Below are 17,442 nucleotides of genomic sequence, written 5' to 3' on the forward strand. Positions count from 1 at the left end.
GAGGTCCCGCCCGAGGCGGAGCGAAAAGGACCTAAGGGGCCAGGAACGCCCCGCAGGGCAGGTTGCGCACCACCGTGAAGGCCAGCACCAGGGCCGCGACGGCCCACCGGCGCCGGGTCAGCATCCCGACGGGCATCCCGCCGCCGTGGCGCGCCGCGCGGACGCACCACACGGCCCAGAGCGGGAGGAAGGCGGCATATCCGGCGACGGCCAGGGCGTTGGCGCGCAGGGCGCCGGCCGGATCGCCGTGCAGCAGCGCGTGCAGCCCGCGCAGCCCGCCGCAGCCGGGGCAGAACACCCCGGTCCAGCGCAGCAGGGGGCAGCCGGGGTAGTGGCCGGGCTCGTGCGGGTCCACGGCCGCGACCAGGGCGGCGGCCGCGGCGAGCAGCGCGGCGACGCCCAGCGGGGCGGCGAGCCGGCGGACGGGGGCGGGGACGGCTTCCCTCACACCGCGAGTCCGGGCCACATCTCGAGTCCGGGCCACATCTCGAGTCTGGGCCGGAACGCGCGACGGCGCAGCCCCGGAGGCTCGTACGGACGACCGTACGGGCGGCGGGGCCGCGCCGTATGCGAGGGCGGGAGGGGGCGGCTCAGCCCTTGGTCTCCGCGCGCGGGGGACGCGAGCCCATGCCCATCAGGCTCATGGCGCCGCCGACGACGGCCCCGAGGAGGCAGAGGCCGACGCCGACCCAGAAGCCGGCCGGCTTGGCCATCACGCAGAACACGCTGGCGACGCAGAAGCCGACGAAGGCGATGGCGACGCCGGTCCAGGCGGCCGGGGTCTTCCCGTGGTGGGCCCGGGGGATGATGTCGTTGTGGGCGCTGGCCGACATGATGTGACTCCTCGTTGGTATGGGGCTCGCGTGACCCTCGCGGTCATTGTCCCTGACGGCCCGTGACCCGCTCGACGTGGGGTGGCCGTGTCCCGGCCGCGGCTCCCGACCGCGCGGACGGCCGGATGCTCAGCGGGGCGTCGCCTCGCCGGTGGGGTCCTCGCCCCGGTCGAACGCCTTCCACAGCTCCTCGGGGCGCTCCGGGTCGGCCGGCTTGCGGGTGCGGCGCGGGCGCGGGGTGCCGTCGCGCTCGTAGCGGCCGGACATCGCGGGCCAGTGCCGGCCGTGGCGCAGCGCGAGCAGCCCGGCGAGCAGGATCAGCACGCCACCGGCCAGCGTCACCCACGGCCAGGAGCTGTGGGTGACGTGCTCGACAGCGGTGCTCGCCAGCCCGGTGGAGCGGGACGCCCTCTCCTCCAGGGCCGCGGTGTCGTCGCGGTTCAGGAGGCACAGGACGGCGGTGCCCGCGCCGCACAGGGCCAGCAGGGCGGCGACGAGCATCCGGGCGACGCCGCGCACCGCGAAGACGGCGACGAGCGCCGCGAGGGCGACGATGGCCAGCGCGCCGGGCACGCCGCTGATGTCCTGGCCGGTGACGTGCTCGACGGTGGCGTTCTGCGCGCCCTCGGCGCTGCCGGTGAGCCAGGTGCGCCCGCCCGCGAGCAGGACGAGCGCGGAACCGGCGGCGGTGAGGACCAGCGCGGCGCCGACGCTGCGCCGGGCACTGCGGCCGGGGCGCGTCTCGTCGGGCTGCGGACGGGGGTGGGGTACGGCTGCGCTCACCCCTCCACTATCCCCTGCCGCCGAGGGGGTCGCGCAGCCGGGGTCACGCCGGTGCCCCCGGCCGGGTGAGCCGCTCCGCGGCGTGCACGGCGCGCAGCACGGCGGCGGCCTTGTTGCGGCACTCGGTGTCCTCGGCGACCGGGTCGGAGTCGGCGACGACGCCCGCGCCGGCCTGGACGTGGGCGGTGCCGTCGCGCAGCACGGCGGTGCGGATCGCGATGGCGGTGTCGGAGTCCCCGGCGAAGTCCAGATAGCCGACGCAGCCGCCGTACAGGCCGCGGCGGGCGGGTTCGAGCTCCTCGATGATCTGCATGGCGCGGGGTTTGGGGGCGCCGGAGAGGGTGCCCGCCGGGAAGCAGGCGGTGAGGACGTCGAAGGCGGTGCGGCTGGGGGCGAGGCGGCCGGTGACGGTGGAGACGATGTGCATGACGTGGCTGTAGCGCTCGATCGACATGAAGTCGACGACCTCGACGCTGCCGGGCTCGCAGACCCGGCCGAGGTCGTTGCGGCCGAGGTCGACGAGCATCAGGTGCTCGGCGCGCTCCTTGGGGTCGGCGAGCAGCTCCTCCGCGAGCGCCGCGTCGGCCTGCGGGGTGGCGCCGCGCGGCCGGGTGCCCGCGATGGGGTGCACCATGGCCCGGCCGTCCTCGACCTTGACCAGGGCCTCCGGGCTGGAGCCGACCACGTCGAACCCGTCGAAGCGGAGCAGGTACATGTACGGGCTGGGGTTGGTGGCCCGCAGGGTCCGGTAGACGTCCAGCGCCGAGGCCGTGCAGGGGGTCTCGAACCGCTGGGAGGGCACCACCTGGAACGCCTCGCCGGCCCGGATGCGCTCCTTGATGTCCTCGACGGCGGCCATATAGCCGGGGCCGCCCCAGCGGCGGGTGTACTCCGGGAGTTCGGCGGAGGGCAGCGGCGCGGGGTGGGAGGGCACGGAGCGGTGCAGGTCCGCGGTCATGGCGTCGAGGCGGCGGACGGCGTCCGCGTACGCCTCGTCGACACCGGTCTCCAGGTCGTTGTGGTTGATCGCGTTGGCGATCAGCAGGACGGTGCCGTCCCGGTGGTCGAGGACGGCCAGGTCCGAGGTGAGCAGCATGGTGAGCTCGGGCAGGCCGAGGTCGTCCCGCTCGCCCGGATGCTCGCCGATCTTCTCCAGCCGGCGCACCACCTCGTAGCCGAGGTAGCCGACCATGCCGCCGGTGAAGGGCGGCAGCCCGGCGTCCTCCATGAGGTCGCGCGGGGTGTGCAGCGCCTCGACGGTGGCGCGCAGCGCCTCCAGCGGGTCGCCGGCGGTGGGGACGCCGACGGGCGGGGTGCCCAGCCAGTGGGCGGCGCCGTCGCGGACGGTGAGGGCGGCGGCACTGCGGACGCCGACGAAGGAGTAACGGGACCAGGTGCAGCCGTTCTCGGCGGACTCCAGCAGGAAGGTGCCGGGCCGTTCGGCGGCGAGCTTGCGGTAGAGACCGACGGGGGTGTCCCCGTCGGCGAGGAAGCGGCGGGTGACGGGGATGACCCGGCGGTCCTTGGCCAGGGCGCGGAAGGTGGCGGCGTCGGGCACGACGTCGGTGGTGGCAGCCATGGCAGCGGAGCCTACTGGCCCAGGGGCAGCTCTCCTGCGTCGAAACAGGTACGCGTGCCCGTGTGACAGGCGGGGCCGACCTGGTCCACCTTGATGAGGAGGGTGTCCGCATCGCAGTCGAGGGCCACCGATTTCACGTGCTGGACGTGGCCGGACGTGTCGCCCTTGACCCAGTACTCCTGGCGGCTGCGGCTCCAGTACGTGCAGCGGCCGGTGGTGAGGGTGCGGTGCAGCGCCTCGTCGTCCATCCACCCGACCATCAGCACCTCGCCGGTGTCGTACTGCTGGGCGACGGCGGGCACCAGGCCGTGGGCGTCGCGCTTGAGGCGGGCGGCGATGGCGGGGTCGAGCGACGAGCGGGGCGTGGGGGAGGGGGTCGTGCCGGTCATGGGTTCATTGTGCCGCCCCGGCCGCGCCCTCCCCGAAGGGGGCAGGAACCGGCCAGGTACCGGTCGCACGGATGTCGGAGGGATGCGGCATGCTTCCGTCATGACCTCACCGCCTCCTCCGCCGCCGTCGAACCCGCCGCAACCGCCGGGCGGTGGCGGCGGCTTCGGCCCTCCGCAGGGATTCGGTCCGCCGCCGGGACAGCCGCCGGGCCCGATGCCGCCGGCGTACGGGCAGGGCTTCGGCGGGCCCGCCGGCCCCGGCAATCCCGGCGGGCCCTACGGTCCGTACGGGCAGATGCCCGCCCCGCCGCCCCCGCCGCCGCCCTCCGGGGGCGGGGCGAAGATCGCCGCGATCGTCGTGGGCGCGGTGCTGGTGGTCGGCCTGGTCGTCGGCGGCCTCGTGCTGGCCTTCAAGGACGGCAAGGGCGACGCCTCGGCCAAGTCCTCCCCGTCCCCGAGCACCCCGGCGAGCTCCGGCCCGTCGTCCCTGCCGTCCGCGCCGCCGACGGTGCCCACGCTGCCGCCGCTGCCGAAGATCCCGCTGCCCTCGGGCCCGTCCGCCTCGGCGTCCTCGCCGGTCGTGGTGCCCATGGTCGTCATCAAGCCGGGCGAGTGCTTCGACCACCCGGCGATGACCCCGTCGGTCACCCGGGTCGAGAAGAAGTCCTGCGGCGACAGCCACGACGGCGAGGCGATAACCAACCGGACGCTGGACAGCGGGCTGGTCACCGAGTCGGCGATCCGGGACAACGCCCAGCGGCTGTGCAAGCCGGACGCCGAGCGGCGGCTGAGGTCCATCAACGACGGCCGGCTGTACTACTACTTCGCGCTCTACCCCAACGAGCGGACGTATCTGCTCACCAGTGAGCGCCGGGTGACCTGCTGGATCGCCCGCAGCGACAAGCCGGGCGGCGCCAAGCTGACCGAGCCGCTGCCGGAGTGAGCGGGCGCGGCGGCGTGGCACGGCGACGGGGGCAACCGTAGGCTGACGCCATGTCAACCCATGCACAGCGCGAACGCCTGCTCCTCGCCGATCTGTTGGAGACCGCGGGCCCCAACGCCCCCACGCTCTGCCAGGGGTGGACCGCCCGCGATCTCGCGGCCCACGTCGTGGTGCGCGAGCGCCGTTCGGACGCGGCCGCGGGCGCCCTCATCAAGCCACTGGCCGCCCGTCTGGAGCGGGTGCAGGCCGAGTTCGCCGCCAAGCCGTACGAGGAACTGATCCAGCTCATCCGGACCGGGCCGCCGCGGACGTCGCCGTTCGCCCTCAAGCAGATCGACGAGGCGGCGAACACGGTGGAGTTCTTCGTCCACACCGAGGACGTGCGCCGGGCGCAGCCGGACTGGACGCCGAGGGAGATCGACCCCGTCTTCGCGGACGCGCTGTGGTCCCGCCTGGAGAAGATCGCCCGGATGCTGGGGCGCAAGGCGCCGGTGGGAATGGTGCTGCGGCGGCCGGACGGGCGGACGGTGGTGGGGAACCGGTCGGTCCCGGTGGTGACGGTCACCGGTGACCCGGCGGAGCTGCTGCTGTTCGCGTCCGGGCGGCAGGACGCGGCACGGGTTCGCCTGGAGGGCGATGAGGCGGCCCAGACGAAGCTGCTGGCTGCGCGCCTGGGGATTTAGACCCCACCCCGCCGGACGGGCTGATTTCCGCGCCCGGGCGCGAAATCCAGCCCGTCCGGCGTTTGAGGACTTCGCCCGAAGGGCGAATGGGGTCCGGGGTCTCCCCGGAAGAAACGGTGAAAGGGCGGGCCGGGGGCAAAACTCACCGCACCGGATGCCCCGCCTCCCGCAGCGCCCCCTTCACCTGCGGAATCCGCAGATCCCCGAAGTGGAAGACGGACGCCGCCAGAACCGCATCCGCCCCGGCCGCAACCGCCGGCGCGAAGTCGGCCAGCTTCCCGGCCCCCCCGGAAGCGATCACCGGCACGGTGACATGCCGCCGCACCGCCGCGATCATCTCCGTGTCGTACCCGTCCTTCGTCCCGTCCGCGTCCATCGAGTTGAGCAGGATCTCCCCCGCGCCCAGCTCCGCCGCCCGGTGCGCCCACTCGACCGCGTCGAGGCCCGTGCCCCGCCGCCCGCCGTGCGTGGTCACCTCGAACGAACCGGACGGCGTACGGCGCGCGTCGACCGACAGCACCAGCACCTGCCGCCCGAACCGCTCCGCGATCTCCCGCACCAGATCGGGTCGTTCGATCGCCGCCGTGTTGACGCCGACCTTGTCGGCACCGGCACGCAGCAGCTTGTCGACGTCATCCGCCGTGCGGACACCCCCGCCCACCGTCAGCGGGATGAAGACCTGCTCGGCGGTCCGCCGCACCACGTCGTACGTGGTCTCGCGGTTGCCGGAGGAGGCCGTGATGTCGAGGAAGGTGAGCTCGTCGGCGCCCTCCTGACCATAGATCCGGGCCATTTCCACCGGATCGCCCGCGTCGCGCAGGTTCTGGAAGTTGACGCCCTTGACGACCCGGCCGTTGTCCACGTCCAGGCAGGGGATGACTCTGACCGCGAGGGTCACGCGGATTCTCCTCCGAGATCTTCGGAAGCCCCGACAGCTCGGAAAGCTTCCACTTCTACTTCGACCAGCCAGCGCGAGTCGGCGAACCCCGAGACGACGACCAGGGTGGCCACGGGCCGCACCGCGTCGAAGAGTTCCTTGTGCGCCCGCCCGACCGCGTCCACGTCCCGGGCGTGGGTGATGTACATCCGGGTGCGGACGACCGCCTCCGGCCCGAGGCCGAAGCGCTTCAGCGCGTCCAGCGCGTTGCCGAAGGCGGCCTTCGTCTGCTCGTAGGGGTCCCCTTCGCCCTGCAGGACGCCGCGCACCACGGGTGTCGTCCCGGCGACGAGGACCCGGTCCCCCGCCGCCACGGCCCGTGCGAAACCGATCGTCTCCTCCCAGGAGCTGTCGCTCTGCACACGGCGCGGGGCGGCGGGGTTCGTGGTCATCGGGACACAGCCTCCAGGGCCTCTTCCAAGGTGAACGCCTTGGCGTAGAGGGCCTTTCCGACGATCGCGCCTTCGACGCCCTCCGGTACCAGAGTGGCGATCGCCCGCAGATCATCAAGGGAGGAGACGCCGCCGGAGGCGACGACCGGCCGGTCGGTGACGGCGCAGACGTTCTTCAGCAGTTCCAGGTTGGGGCCCTGGAGGGTGCCGTCCTTGGCGATGTCGGTGACGACGTAGCGGGCGCAGCCCTCGGCGTCGAGGCGGGCCAGCGTCTCGTAGAGGTCGCCGCCGTCGCGGGTCCAGCCGCGGCCGCGGAGCGTGGTGCCGCGGACATCGAGGCCGACGGCGACCTTGTCGCCGTGCTCGGCGATGACGCGGGCGACCCACTCGGGGGTCTCCAGGGCGGCGGTGCCCAGGTTGACCCGGGTGCAGCCGGTGGCGAGGGCGGCGGCCAGGGAGGCGTCGTCGCGGATGCCGCCGGAGAGTTCGACCTTGATGTCCATGGCGCGGACGACCTCGGCGATCTGCGCCCGGTTGTCCCCGGTGCCGAAGGCGGCGTCCAGGTCGACCAGGTGCAGCCACTCGGCGCCGGCCTGCTGCCACGCCCGCGCGGCGGCCAGCGGGTCGCCGTACGAGGTCTCGGAGCCGGACTCGCCGTGGACGAGGCGGACGGCCTGGCCGTCGCGGACGTCGACGGCGGGGAGGAGTTCAAGCTGGGGCATCAGAGCGTCTCGATCCAGTTGGTCAGCAGCTGGGCTCCGGCGTCGCCGGACTTCTCGGGGTGGAACTGGGTGGCCCACAGCGGCCCGTTCTCGACCGCGGCCACGAACGGCTCGCCGTGCTCGGCCCAGGTGACCTTGGGGGCGCGGATGGCCGCGTTGGTGACTTCGAGGTTCCACGCGCGGACGGCGTAGGAGTGGACGAAGTAGTAGCGGGCGTCCGCGTCCAGCCCGGCGAAGAGCTGCGAGCCCTCGGCGGGCGCGACGGTGTTCCAGCCCATGTGCGGGACGACGGGGGCCTTGAGGGGCTCGACCGCGCCGGGCCACTGGTCGAGGCCCTCGGTCTCGATGCCGTGCTCGATGCCGCGCTCGAAGAGGATCTGCATGCCGACGCAGATGCCCATCACCGGGCGCCCGCCGGACAGCCGCCGGCCGACGACCCAGTCGCCGCGGGCCGCGCGCAGCCCCTGCATGCAGGCGGCGAACGCGCCGACGCCGGGGACGAGCAGCCCGTCGGCGTTCATGGCGGCGTCGAAGTCGCCGGTGATCTCGACGTCCGCGCCGACGTGGGCGAGGGCCCGCTCGGCGGACCGGACGTTGCCGAACCCGTAGTCGAAGACGACGACCTTCTTGGGACTGCTGCTCATGACCACAGCCCCTCGATCCGGAGGATGCCCGCGGTCAGGCACATGGCGGCCCCGATGCCGAGCAGCACGATGACGCTCTTGCCCATGCCCTGCTTGACGAAGGAGATGACGCCGCCGATCAGGAACAGCCCGACGATGATCAGCGCGGCGGAGAGGCCGGTCACAGTGCACCCTTCGTGGACGGGAGGATTCCGGCCGCGCGCGGGTCGCGCTCGGACGCGTAACGCAGCGCCCGGGCCAGGGCCTTGAACTGGCACTCCACGATGTGGTGCGCGTTGCGCCCGTACGGCACGTGGACGTGCAGCGCGATCTGCGCCTGCGCGACGAAGGACTCCAGGATGTGCCGGGTCATCGTCGTGTCGTAGGTGCCGATCATCGGCGCGATGTTCTCGGGCTCGGTGTGCACCAGGTACGGGCGGCCGGAGAGGTCCACCGTCACCTGGGCCAGCGACTCGTCCAGCGGGACCGTGCAGTTGCCGAAGCGGTAGATCCCCACCTTGTCGCCGAGCGCCTGCTTGAAGGCGGCGCCCAGCGCGAGGGCGGTGTCCTCGATGGTGTGGTGGGTGTCGATGTGCAGGTCGCCGTCGGTCTTGACGGTCAGGTCGAACAGGCCGTGGCGGCCGAGCTGGTCGAGCATGTGGTCGTAGAAGCCGACGCCCGTCGACACATCGACCTGCCCGGTCCCGTCGAGGTCTATCTCGACCAGGACGGACGTCTCCTTGGTGGTCCGCTCGATGCGACCCACGCGGTGGTTCATCGGTTCTCCTTCATGACGGTGCGCACCGCGTCGAGGAACGCGTCGTTCTCCTCGCGGGTGCCGGCGGTGACCCGCAGCCGGCCCGGTACGCCGTTGTCGCGCACCAGGACGCCCCGGTCGAGGATCGCCTGCCAGGCGGCGTGGGCGTCCTCGAAGACCCCGAACTGCACGAAGTTGGCGTCGGATTCGGTCACTTCGCAGCCCATGGCGCGCAGCTCGGTGACGATGCGGTCGCGTTCGGCCTTGAGCTGCTCGACGTAGCCGAGCAGCGTGTCCGTGTGCTCCAGGGCCGCCAGCGCGGTGGCCTGGGTGACGGACGAGAGGTGGTAGGGCAGCCGGACGAGCTGCACGGCGTCCACCACCGCCGGGTCGGCGGCGAGGTAGCCCAGGCGCAGTCCGGCCGCGCCGAACGCCTTGGACATGGTGCGGGAGACGACCAGGTTCGGCCGTCCCGCCAGCAGCGGCAGCAGCGAGGGCCGGTGGCTGAACTCGCCGTACGCCTCGTCCACGATCACCATGGACGGGCCCGCCGCCTGCGCGGCCTCGTACAGCCGCAGCACGGTCTCCGCGTCGACGGCGGTGCCCGTGGGGTTGTTGGGCGAGCAGACGAAGACCACGTTGGGCCGCCGCTCGGCGATGACCCCGGTCGCCGCCTCGACGTCGATCGTGAAGTCGTCCCGGCGCGGCCCGGAGATCCAGCCGGTGCCGGTGCCGCGCGAGATCAGCGCGTGCATCGAGTACGAGGGCTCGAAGCCGAGGGCCGTGCGGCCGGGACCGCCGAAGGTCTGCAGCAGCTGCTGGAGGACCTCGTTGGAGCCGTTGGCCGCCCAGACGTTCTCGCGCGTGACCGCGTGACCGCCGGTGCGGGTGAGGTAGGCGGCGAGCTGTGTGCGCAGCTCGACCGCGTCCCGGTCGGGGTAGCGGTTCAGGTGCCGGGCGGCCTCGGCGACGCGCTCGGCGATACGGGCGACCAGCGCGTCCGGCAGCGGGTGCGGGTTCTCGTTGGTGTTCAGGCGGACGGGGACGTCCAACTGCGGTGCGCCGTAAGGGGACTTGCCGCGCAGTTCGTCCCGGATGGGGAGGTCGTCGATCCTGGTCACTTGCTCTGCCCCGGAACCTTCCATCCGAACCTCGCCTTGAGCGCCGCGCCGTGCGCCGGCAGGTCCTCCGCCTCCGCCAGCGTCACCACGTGGTGGGTGACCTCGGCGAGCGCGTCGCGGCTGTAGTCCACGACGTGGATGCCGCGCAGGAAGGACTGCACGGACAGGCCCGAGGAGTGGCAGGCGCAGCCGCCGGTGGGCAGGACGTGGTTGGAGCCGGCGCAGTAGTCGCCGAGGGAGACCGGCGCGTACGGGCCGACGAAGACCGCGCCCGCGTTGCGCACCCGGGCGGCGACGGCGGAGGCGTCCGCGGTCTGGATCTCCAGGTGCTCGGCGGCGTAGGCGTCCACGACGGCGAGACCCGCGTCGAGGTCGTCGACCAGCACGATCGCCGACTGCCGGCCCGCGAGCGCCGGGAGGATCCGCTCCTCGGCGTGCTTGGCCGCGGGGGCCTGGACCTTGAGCTCCTCCTCGACGGCGGCGGCCAGCGCCTCGGAGGGGGTGACGAGGACGGCCGCGGCCAGCGGGTCGTGCTCGGCCTGGCTGATCAGGTCGGCGGCGACATGCGCGGGGTCGGCGGTGTCGTCGGCGAGGACCGCGATCTCGGTGGGACCGGCCTCGGCGTCGATGCCGATGCGGCCCTTGAGCAGCCGCTTGGCGGCGGCGACCCAGATGTTGCCGGGGCCGGTGACCAGCTGGGCGGGGCGGCACTCCTCGGTGCCGTAGGCGAACATGGCGATCGCCTGGGCGCCGCCGGCCGCGTACACCTCGTCCACGCCGAGCAGGGCGCAGGCGGCGAGGATCGTCGGGTGCGGCAGACCTCCGAAGTCGGCCTGCGGCGGGGAGGAGACGGCCAGCGAGGAGACGCCCGCCTCCTGTGCGGGCACCACGTTCATGACCACGGACGACGGGTAGACGGCCCGGCCGCCCGGGACGTAGAGGCCGACGCGCTCGACGGGCACCCAGCGCTCGGTGACGGTACCGCCGGGGACGACGGTGACGGTGGTGTCGGTGCGGCGCTGCTCGCGGTGGACGAGGCGGGCGCGGCGGATGGACTCCTCCAGGGCGGCCCGGACCGCCGGGTCCAGCTCCGCCAGGGCGCGCTCGATCGCCTCGGGCGCGACGCGCACCCGCTCGATCGTCACGCCGTCGAACTTCTCCGCGTAGTCGATCAACGCCGCCGTGCCACGATGATGCACGTCCTCGCAGATGGGCCGCACCTTCTCCAGGGCGGCCTCGACGTCGAGTTCGGCTCGGGGCAGCAGGTCGCGGTCGAAGGTGCCGTCGGTGACGGCGCCGCCGCGCAGATCGATTCGGGAGATCACGCGACCAATTGTCTCAGACCCGTCCCGTCACACCGCTCTCCGTACCACCCTCTGATACGCCGCCTCTGATACGCCGCCCGGGCCGCTTGACGGAGTCGCGACAAAGTTCACGGCACCCTCGGTGTTCAAGCGGTGACCCACGGGGAATCGGGCCAGTACACACCGAGGTGCGGATGCCTGAACCCGTCAGGGAGGGAACCGTGACCGAGAGCGATGTCGGCGGACCCCCGCCCGGGCTCGGCCTCACCGACGCCGAGCAGGGCATGTGGCGGGCCTTCCGCACCGGCACCACCCACGACCTGCGCACCGACCGTCCCGAGCAGAACGACCCCAACGGCCCGCACACCTGGGGCCCGGAACGCAGCGTGCGCGCCCGGGTCATCGCCCTGCTCCTGCTCGACGGCCCCCCGCCGCTCCCCGGCCGGGTGGCCGCCCTCAAGCTCAACGGCGTACAGATCACCGGCCTGCTGGACCTGTCCGGCGGCACCGTCACCCCCTACGTCGAGATGCAGAACTGCCGCTTCGAGCAGCAGCTGCTGCTCCCGGAAAGCCGCTTCACCACACTGCGCCTGGTCGGCTGCGCCATCCCGCGGCTGGAGGCGGCCCGCCTGCACACCGAGGGCGACCTGCACCTGCCGCGCTGCGTGGTACGGCGCGGCATCCGGCTGACCGACGCGCGGATCGGCACCGACCTGCTGCTCAACCAGGCCGTCGTGCGCCGCGACCGGCGCGGGGTGGCCATCGCCGCCGACGGCCTCTCGGTCGGCCAGGACCTCCAGGCCGAGCTGACCCGCGCCTACGGGGAGCTGAGCATGCGCGGCGCGACCATAGGGGTCTCGCTCAGCCTGCGCGGCTCCACCCTGAGCAACCCCTTCGGCCGGCGGGCGCTCAACGCCCCGCAGCTCACCGTGGAACGCACCCTCTACCTCACGCCCGCCGCCGACTCCGGCCCCCTCCCGGCCGGCGCCACTCCCCCGTACGGCATCTCCGCCACCACCCCTCAACGCGGCACCCGCATGCGGCGCTTCACCTGCGAGGGCGGGATGCGGCTGGACGACGGCCGGTTCGGCGACGCGGTGGACCTCAGCGGCGCCCGGCTGGTGATGACCGGCGACCAGGAACTCTCGCTGCGCCGCGTCCAGACGCCCGAGCTGCGCTTCCTCGGGGAGCGGCCGGAGAGCGGACGGGTGGTCCTCTCCGGCGCCAAGGTCGTCAACCTGGTCGACCGCTGGGAGAGCTGGCCGGGACCCGGCGCCCTGGGGATGGCGGGCTTCTCCTACGAGACGCTGATACCGCTCGGCCGCTTCCCGCTCTCCAGACGCCTGGAGTGGGTGGCCGCGGCCACCCCCGAGTACGCCCCCGAGCCGTACGAGTGCCTGGCCGCGGCCCTGCGCGACAGCGGCGAGGACACCGACGCCCGCGCGGTGCTGCTGGCCAAGCAGCGCCGCCGCCGCGAGACGCTCCCGCTCGCCGGCAAGGCGTGGGGCTACCTCCAGGACTGGACCGTCGCCTATGGCTACCGCCCCGGCCGGGCCGCGTTATGGATGGTGATGCTGTGGGCGCTGGGCACCGCCTACTTCTCCCAGCACCCGATGCCCCGGATGAAACCGGAGGAGGGGCCCACCTGGAACGCCGCCCTCTACACGCTCGACCTGCTGCTCCCGGTGGTCGACCTGGGGCAGAGCAGGGCCTGGCGGAGCAGCGGGACCGGGCAGTGGCTGGCCGGCGCGCTCGTCCTGATCGGCTGGATGCTGGCCACGACCGTCACGGCGGGCGTGTCCCGGCTGCTGCGGCGCCAGTGAGGGCCGGGCGCGCACGCGGTTAGGCTTACCGGCTGTGACCTCCGCGCGCCTTCCGATCTTCCCGCTGAACTCGGTGCTGTTCCCGGGCCTCGTCCTCCCCCTGAACGTCTTCGAGCAGCGGTACCGCGCGATGATGCGCCACCTCGACGAACTGCCCGAGGACGAACCGCGCCGCTTCGGCGTCGTGGCCATCCGCGACGGGCTGGAGGTGGCGCACAGCGCCCCCGGGCTGCCCGCGGAGACCCGGCCGGAGCCCGGCCCCGCCACCGGCTTCGGGTCCGACCCGATCGCGGCGTTCCACACGGTGGGCTGCGTGGCCGAGGCCGCGACCATCCGCGGGCGCGAGGACGGCACGTACGAGGTGCTGGCGACCGGCACCACCCGCTTCCGGCTGCTGTCCGTCGACGCCTCCGGCCCCTATCTGACCGGCGAGGTGGAGGACCTGCCCGAGCGGCCCGGCGAGGGCCCGGGCGCGCTCGCCTCCGGCGTCCTGCGGGCCTTCCGCACCTACCAGAAGCGGCTGGCCGGGGCGACCGAACGCTCCCTGGCCGGCCGGCCGGACCTCCCCGACGAGCCGTCCGTCCTCTCCTACCTGGTCGCGGCCGCCGCCATGCTCGACGTCCCGGCCCGGCAACGGCTGCTGGAGGCGCCGGACACGGCCACCCGGCTCGCGACCGAACTGGAACTGCTGCGCGCCGAGGCGGCGTTGATCGCCAAGCTCCCGTCCGTACCGGCGGCGGACCTCACCCGGCGGCCCACGAGCCCCAACTGACCGAAGGCGGAAGCCCCTTGGGAAAGAAGTCCGGCAAGTCCGGTCCTGGCGCCACCCCGGCGATCGTGACCCTGGAGAAGGCGGGCGTCCCCTTCTCCGTCCACGCCTACGAGCACGACCCCGCCGCCCCGTCCTACGGCGAGGAAGCGGCCGAGGCCCTGGGCGTGGACCCTTCGCGCGTCTTCAAGACCCTGGTGGCCGAGGTCGACGGCGCCCTGACGGTGGCCGTCGTCCCCGTCGCCGGCACGCTGGACCTCAAGGCGCTGGCGGCGGCGGTGGGCGGCAAGCGGGCGGTCATGGCGGACCCGACGGCCGCGGAGCGGACGACGGGGTACGTACGCGGCGGCATCTCCCCTCTCGGCCAGCGCAAGCGCCTCCCGACGGCCCTGGACGACTCGGCCCTCGCCCACCCCACGATCTGCGTCTCGGCGGGCCGCCGGGGCCTGGAGGTGGAACTGGCACCGGGGGATCTGGCGGAGCTGACGGGGGCGGTGGTGGGGCCGATCGGGCGGGGGTGATGTTTCGCCCCGGTCCCGCCCTTTCACCGTTTCTTCCGGGGCTCCGCCCCGGACCCCGTATCGCGGCTCCGCCGCTCGTCCTCAAACGCCGGACGGGCTGAAATGGCGCGCCACCCCAGCCCGTCCGGCGTTTGAGGACTGGGGGTGCCCCCTCTGGGGGAGCCCGCAGGGCGCTTCGGGGGGCCAGGGAGCGAAGCCCCCGGTGGGGCGCAGGGGCGAAGCCCCGCCCACCCGCGCGCGGCAGCGCGCACGCGGGTTGCGAAGGGGCGCAGCCCCTGCGGAAACGGCGAAAGGGCGGGACAGGGGCAAACACACCCCCTCGACAACCCACCCCACCCGCGCTACGACACCCCCATGTCCAAACGAACCCGCAAGCGCAAATGGAGGCTCCGCAAGAACCGCGCCAACCACGGCCGCAGGCCGGCCTGACCCCCCGCGAGCGAGCGGGAGGTCACACCCCGGATCCGGGCCCCGGGACGACAACCTCGTCGCGGGGCCCGAACAGCGCCGTCACCCCCAGATGCACCGCCATCGCCGCCATCGGGAACGCCAGCAGCATCCCCTTCGCCCCCAGCCGCAGCGGCGCGTCGAAGACGACGCCCTTGCCGACCGCCCGCGCGTGCGCGACCACGTCCGACGTGGGCCCCAGCCACATCCCCAGCCGCCAGGCGACCAGCGACCCGAGCAGCGCGCCCACCGCGAGCCCGGTGACCACGCCCACTCCGCCCGCGCGGCGCAGCAGGAAGACGAGCGCGGCGGCCACCACCCCGAAGGCCAGGCCGAGCAGCGCGAACGTGCCGTCGGCACCGATCGCCTGCTCCCCCTCCGAGTTCCGCAGGAAGACCGCCTTGCCGTCCGAGATCAGCGGGATCCGGGGGGCCAGCCACACCCACAGGAATCCCATCAGCACCCCGGACACCGTCGTGACCGCCGCGACGACCGCGGCGGCCGGCAGCTCGGCCCGCAGCGCCTGGGAGAGGGTGGGCGCGGGCGGGAGGTCCTGCGGGGGGACGGGGACGGGCCGGTCGTGCGGGGAGGGCGTCAGCGGTGCGGTCACCCCGCCATCGTGCCAGGTCGCACCCGTGGGACGTCCACCGCGGCGCGTCACGCGCCTCACCGCACCGCGGCCCGGCGGTAGGCCCAGGTGGCGACGGCCAGCGACACCACGCCGACGGCCGCGCAGACGCCGAGGTCCGCGGCCGTCAGCAGCCAGTCGGGCCGCGCGTCGAAGGACCGGGCGAGCGCCTCGACCCCATAGGTCGAGGGCAGCAGATCACGCGCCCACACCACCGGCACGGGCAGGTGCGCGGCGGGCAGCACACCGAGCAGCAGTGCGGCCGACATGCCCAACTGGCCGCAGAGCGTGGCCAGTTCGGGCCGCGGCGCGAGCAGCCCGAGCGCGGCGCCGAGCCCGGACAGCGCGGCACCGGCCAGCGGGATCACCGCGGCCAGCACCCATAGGTGGGCGAGCGGCAGCTTGAACAGCACGCTGCCGACAACGGCCGTGACGACCGTTCCGGGCACGGTGAACGAGGCGTACGCCGCCGCCGCGCCCAGCACCACCGCCGCGGGCGGCACGGGCAGCGTCGCGTAGTGGTCGAGGCCGCCGCTGGCGCGCAGCTGCCCGAAGTACTGGGCCAGCAGGTTCAGCGCGACGAACGCGACGACCAGCACGCTGGACCCGGCCACCACGGCCCGCGCCTCGTCGCCCCCGTCCACCACGCCGCGCATCAGGACCATGATCCCGACGGACTGGAAGGTGGCGACGAACAGCAGCGGGATCCGCGCCACCCGGGCGCGGGACAGCTGCGCGCGGTAGACGGCCGACAGCGCGGGCAGCAGCCGGGCGCGCGGCGCGAGCGGGGCGGCGGCCCCGCCGTGCGGGGCCCGCGCCCGGACCACGCCCTGCGCCCGGACCACGCCCTGCGCCCGGACCTTCCCGGGCACCGCCTCGGATACAGCACTCACGCGGCACAACTCCCGTTCGATTCCAGGTGTCTCACCCCTTCACCAGGCCCTTCGCACGGCCGCCCAGCGCCAGGTAGACGTCCTCCAGGCTGGGTGTGGCGAGGGTGAAGTCGTCGAGCGCGGCGAAGGCCGGGCCACCGGTCACGGCCGCGACGGCGGCCCGCGCCCCGGCGGGGTCGAGCCGCAGCGACCAGCGGCGGCCGGTCTCGGTGGCCGCGGTGCGCAGGGCGGCCACCTCGGGGACGTCGAGCGGCGGCGCGTCACGCCAGACGAGCTCGACCCGCACCTCGTCGGCGACGAGCTCCTTGAGCCCGGCGGGAGTGTCGCAGGCGATGATCCGGCCGCTCTCCAGGACGGCGACCCGGTCGAGGACGGTCTCGGCCTCGATGACGTTGTGGGTGACGAGCAGCACCGTCGTCCCGCGCTCGGCGCGGCGCCGGTCCACGGCGGCCCACACGGCGCGACGGGCGACCGGGTCCATGCCGGTGGTCGGCTCGTCGAGGACGAGCACGGGGCGCTCGCCGACGAGGGCGGCGGCGAAGCAGGCCAGCCGGCGCTGGCCGCCGGAGAGCTTCTTCAGCGGCCGGCCGGCGATCGGGGCGAGACCCAGCTCGTCGAGGACGGCGTCCCGTTCGGCGCGGGCCGCGCGCAGCGTCAGCCCGCGCAGCCGCCCGGTGGTCTCGGCGGCGAGGGCCACGGTCAGCTCGTCGAGCGCACCGGACTCCTGGCCGAGATAGCCGACGAGGCGGGCGGCGCGGTCGGGGTGGCGTACGAGGTCGTGGCCGAGGAGGTCGACGGTCCCGGCGTCGGGCCGCAGCAGCCCGGTGAGCTGCCGCACGAGCGTGGTCTTCCCCGCCCCGTTGGGCCCGAGCAGCCCGAAGATCTCGCCGCGGCGGACGTCGAGGTCGACACCGTCGCTGGCGCGGACCGCGTCGGCACCGCGGGTGGGGGGGTAGGTCTTGACGAGCCCTCGCACCGTGCACACGGTGTCGTCCTGTTCCGCCTGTCTCGCGCCCGTCTCCACGAGCTATGAGGGTACGCGCAGGGACGCCGTCGGCTCGCGCCGGGGTGGGGCGGGTTTTTGTTGTGCCCCCGCCCCGCCCTTTCACCGTTTCCCAGGGAGACCCCGGACCCCCATCCGACCTCCGGTCGGAAGTCCTCAAGCTCCCCGGAGGGGGCAACCCCCGGACAGGCTGAACAGCCCGTCCGGCGTTTGAGGACGAGCGGCGGAGCCGCGACAAACGGGGGCCAGGGGCAGAGCCCCGGAAGCATGGGGCGCAGGGGGCGCAGCCCCC

Annotated in this window: 21 protein-coding genes; 5 read left to right on the top strand and 16 right to left on the bottom strand. The window is 74.0% G+C overall.

The features are described 5' to 3' along the window. Window positions 1–31: 31 nt before the first annotated feature. The 5 genes from AB8735_RS10785 to hisI all read right to left on the bottom strand — a co-directional run bounded on the left by AB8735_RS10785 (window position 32) and on the right by hisI (window position 3,584). Window positions 32–448 carry a DUF2752 domain-containing protein gene (locus AB8735_RS10785; RefSeq protein ID WP_372406876.1) on the bottom strand — a complete coding sequence of 139 codons (417 nt, stop codon included), beginning with the start codon at window positions 446–448 and terminating at the stop codon, window positions 32–34. A gap of 142 nt (window positions 449–590) precedes the next feature. Next, window positions 591–833: an HGxxPAAW family protein gene (locus AB8735_RS10790; protein ID WP_372406877.1), complete on the bottom strand. Its 243-nt coding sequence runs from the start codon at window positions 831–833 to the stop codon at window positions 591–593. Window positions 834–962: 129 nt separating this feature from the next. Beyond that, window positions 963–1,616: a TIGR02234 family membrane protein gene (locus tag AB8735_RS10795; protein WP_372406879.1), complete on the bottom strand. Its 654-nt coding sequence runs from the start codon at window positions 1,614–1,616 to the stop codon at window positions 963–965. Window positions 1,617–1,659: 43 nt separating this feature from the next. Continuing rightward, window positions 1,660–3,195 carry an anthranilate synthase component I gene (locus AB8735_RS10800; protein WP_372406882.1) on the bottom strand — a complete coding sequence of 512 codons (1,536 nt, stop codon included), beginning with the start codon at window positions 3,193–3,195 and terminating at the stop codon, window positions 1,660–1,662. 11 nt (window positions 3,196–3,206) lie between these two features. Next, window positions 3,207–3,584: a phosphoribosyl-AMP cyclohydrolase gene (gene hisI, locus AB8735_RS10805; protein ID WP_372406885.1), complete on the bottom strand. Its 378-nt coding sequence runs from the start codon at window positions 3,582–3,584 to the stop codon at window positions 3,207–3,209. Between the two features lie 100 nt (window positions 3,585–3,684). On the opposite strand from hisI, the gene AB8735_RS10810 reads away from it, so the two are divergent. Both AB8735_RS10810 and AB8735_RS10815 read left to right on the top strand, forming a co-directional pair. Then, on the top strand, window positions 3,685–4,527 hold the full coding sequence (locus AB8735_RS10810) for a hypothetical protein (RefSeq protein WP_372406887.1): 843 nt from the start codon (window positions 3,685–3,687) through the stop codon (window positions 4,525–4,527). A 50-nt stretch (window positions 4,528–4,577) separates the two neighbouring features. Further along, window positions 4,578–5,210 (top strand): TIGR03085 family metal-binding protein, encoded by a 633-nt coding sequence (locus AB8735_RS10815; protein WP_372406889.1) that lies wholly within the window; start codon window positions 4,578–4,580, stop codon window positions 5,208–5,210. Window positions 5,211–5,352: 142 nt separating this feature from the next. On the opposite strand, the gene hisF is transcribed toward AB8735_RS10815, so the two are convergent. Genes hisF through hisD form a run of 8 tightly spaced genes read right to left on the bottom strand, consistent with a single transcriptional unit; the run spans window position 5,353 to window position 11,087 of the window. Then, window positions 5,353–6,108, bottom strand: a complete 756-nt coding sequence (gene hisF, locus AB8735_RS10820; protein ID WP_199893483.1) for an imidazole glycerol phosphate synthase subunit HisF — start codon at window positions 6,106–6,108, stop codon at window positions 5,353–5,355. Continuing rightward, window positions 6,105–6,539: a RidA family protein gene (locus tag AB8735_RS10825; protein WP_372406891.1), complete on the bottom strand. Its 435-nt coding sequence runs from the start codon at window positions 6,537–6,539 to the stop codon at window positions 6,105–6,107. The genes hisF and AB8735_RS10825 overlap by 4 nt, the downstream gene beginning before the upstream one ends. Beyond that, entirely contained in the window at window positions 6,536–7,261 is a 726-nt protein-coding gene (priA, locus tag AB8735_RS10830; RefSeq protein WP_344024347.1) for a bifunctional 1-(5-phosphoribosyl)-5-((5-phosphoribosylamino)methylideneamino)imidazole-4-carboxamide isomerase/phosphoribosylanthranilate isomerase PriA, read from the bottom strand. The genes AB8735_RS10825 and priA overlap by 4 nt, the downstream gene beginning before the upstream one ends. Next, window positions 7,261–7,905 (bottom strand): imidazole glycerol phosphate synthase subunit HisH, encoded by a 645-nt coding sequence (gene hisH / locus AB8735_RS10835; RefSeq protein WP_372406894.1) that lies wholly within the window; start codon window positions 7,903–7,905, stop codon window positions 7,261–7,263. Before hisH ends, priA begins: the two co-directional genes overlap by 1 nt. Next, a complete protein-coding gene (locus AB8735_RS10840) occupies window positions 7,902–8,069 on the bottom strand; it encodes a hypothetical protein (RefSeq protein ID WP_344024351.1) in 168 nt (55 codons plus the stop codon). Before AB8735_RS10840 ends, hisH begins: the two co-directional genes overlap by 4 nt. After that, window positions 8,066–8,662 (bottom strand): imidazoleglycerol-phosphate dehydratase HisB, encoded by a 597-nt coding sequence (gene hisB / locus AB8735_RS10845; RefSeq protein ID WP_344024353.1) that lies wholly within the window; start codon window positions 8,660–8,662, stop codon window positions 8,066–8,068. The genes AB8735_RS10840 and hisB overlap by 4 nt, the downstream gene beginning before the upstream one ends. Further along, entirely contained in the window at window positions 8,659–9,762 is a 1,104-nt protein-coding gene (locus AB8735_RS10850) for a histidinol-phosphate transaminase (RefSeq protein WP_344024355.1), read from the bottom strand. The genes hisB and AB8735_RS10850 overlap by 4 nt, the downstream gene beginning before the upstream one ends. Next, window positions 9,759–11,087: a histidinol dehydrogenase gene (gene hisD, locus AB8735_RS10855; protein WP_372406897.1), complete on the bottom strand. Its 1,329-nt coding sequence runs from the start codon at window positions 11,085–11,087 to the stop codon at window positions 9,759–9,761. The genes AB8735_RS10850 and hisD overlap by 4 nt, the downstream gene beginning before the upstream one ends. A gap of 200 nt (window positions 11,088–11,287) precedes the next feature. Here hisD and AB8735_RS10860 point away from each other — a divergent pair, with 200 nt between their 5' ends. From AB8735_RS10860 to ybaK, 3 genes are read left to right on the top strand one after another with little or no spacing between them, the layout of a single operon-like run. Beyond that, window positions 11,288–12,889: an oxidoreductase gene (locus AB8735_RS10860; RefSeq protein WP_372406898.1), complete on the top strand. Its 1,602-nt coding sequence runs from the start codon at window positions 11,288–11,290 to the stop codon at window positions 12,887–12,889. Between the two features lie 34 nt (window positions 12,890–12,923). Beyond that, window positions 12,924–13,661, top strand: a complete 738-nt coding sequence (locus AB8735_RS10865) for an LON peptidase substrate-binding domain-containing protein (RefSeq protein WP_344024359.1) — start codon at window positions 12,924–12,926, stop codon at window positions 13,659–13,661. A gap of 17 nt (window positions 13,662–13,678) precedes the next feature. After that, the gene (ybaK, locus tag AB8735_RS10870; RefSeq protein WP_344024361.1) at window positions 13,679–14,179 is read left to right on the top strand and encodes a Cys-tRNA(Pro) deacylase; all 501 of its coding nucleotides are present in this window, start codon (window positions 13,679–13,681) and stop codon (window positions 14,177–14,179) included. A 451-nt stretch (window positions 14,180–14,630) separates the two neighbouring features. Here the strand turns inward: ybaK and AB8735_RS10875 are convergent, their stop codons facing one another. The 3 genes from AB8735_RS10875 to AB8735_RS10885 form a co-directional block, all read right to left on the bottom strand. After that, window positions 14,631–15,236, bottom strand: a complete 606-nt coding sequence (locus tag AB8735_RS10875; protein ID WP_372406900.1) for an ABC transporter permease — start codon at window positions 15,234–15,236, stop codon at window positions 14,631–14,633. Between the two features lie 56 nt (window positions 15,237–15,292). After that, window positions 15,293–16,099 carry an ABC transporter permease gene (locus AB8735_RS10880; RefSeq protein WP_372411819.1) on the bottom strand — a complete coding sequence of 269 codons (807 nt, stop codon included), beginning with the start codon at window positions 16,097–16,099 and terminating at the stop codon, window positions 15,293–15,295. A 79-nt stretch (window positions 16,100–16,178) separates the two neighbouring features. Then, entirely contained in the window at window positions 16,179–17,171 is a 993-nt protein-coding gene (locus AB8735_RS10885; protein ID WP_344024365.1) for an ABC transporter ATP-binding protein, read from the bottom strand. Window positions 17,172–17,442 lie beyond the last annotated feature (271 nt).

The organism is Streptomyces luteireticuli (assembly GCF_041519305.1).
GTDB lineage: Bacteria > Actinomycetota > Actinomycetes > Streptomycetales > Streptomycetaceae > Streptomyces > Streptomyces luteireticuli.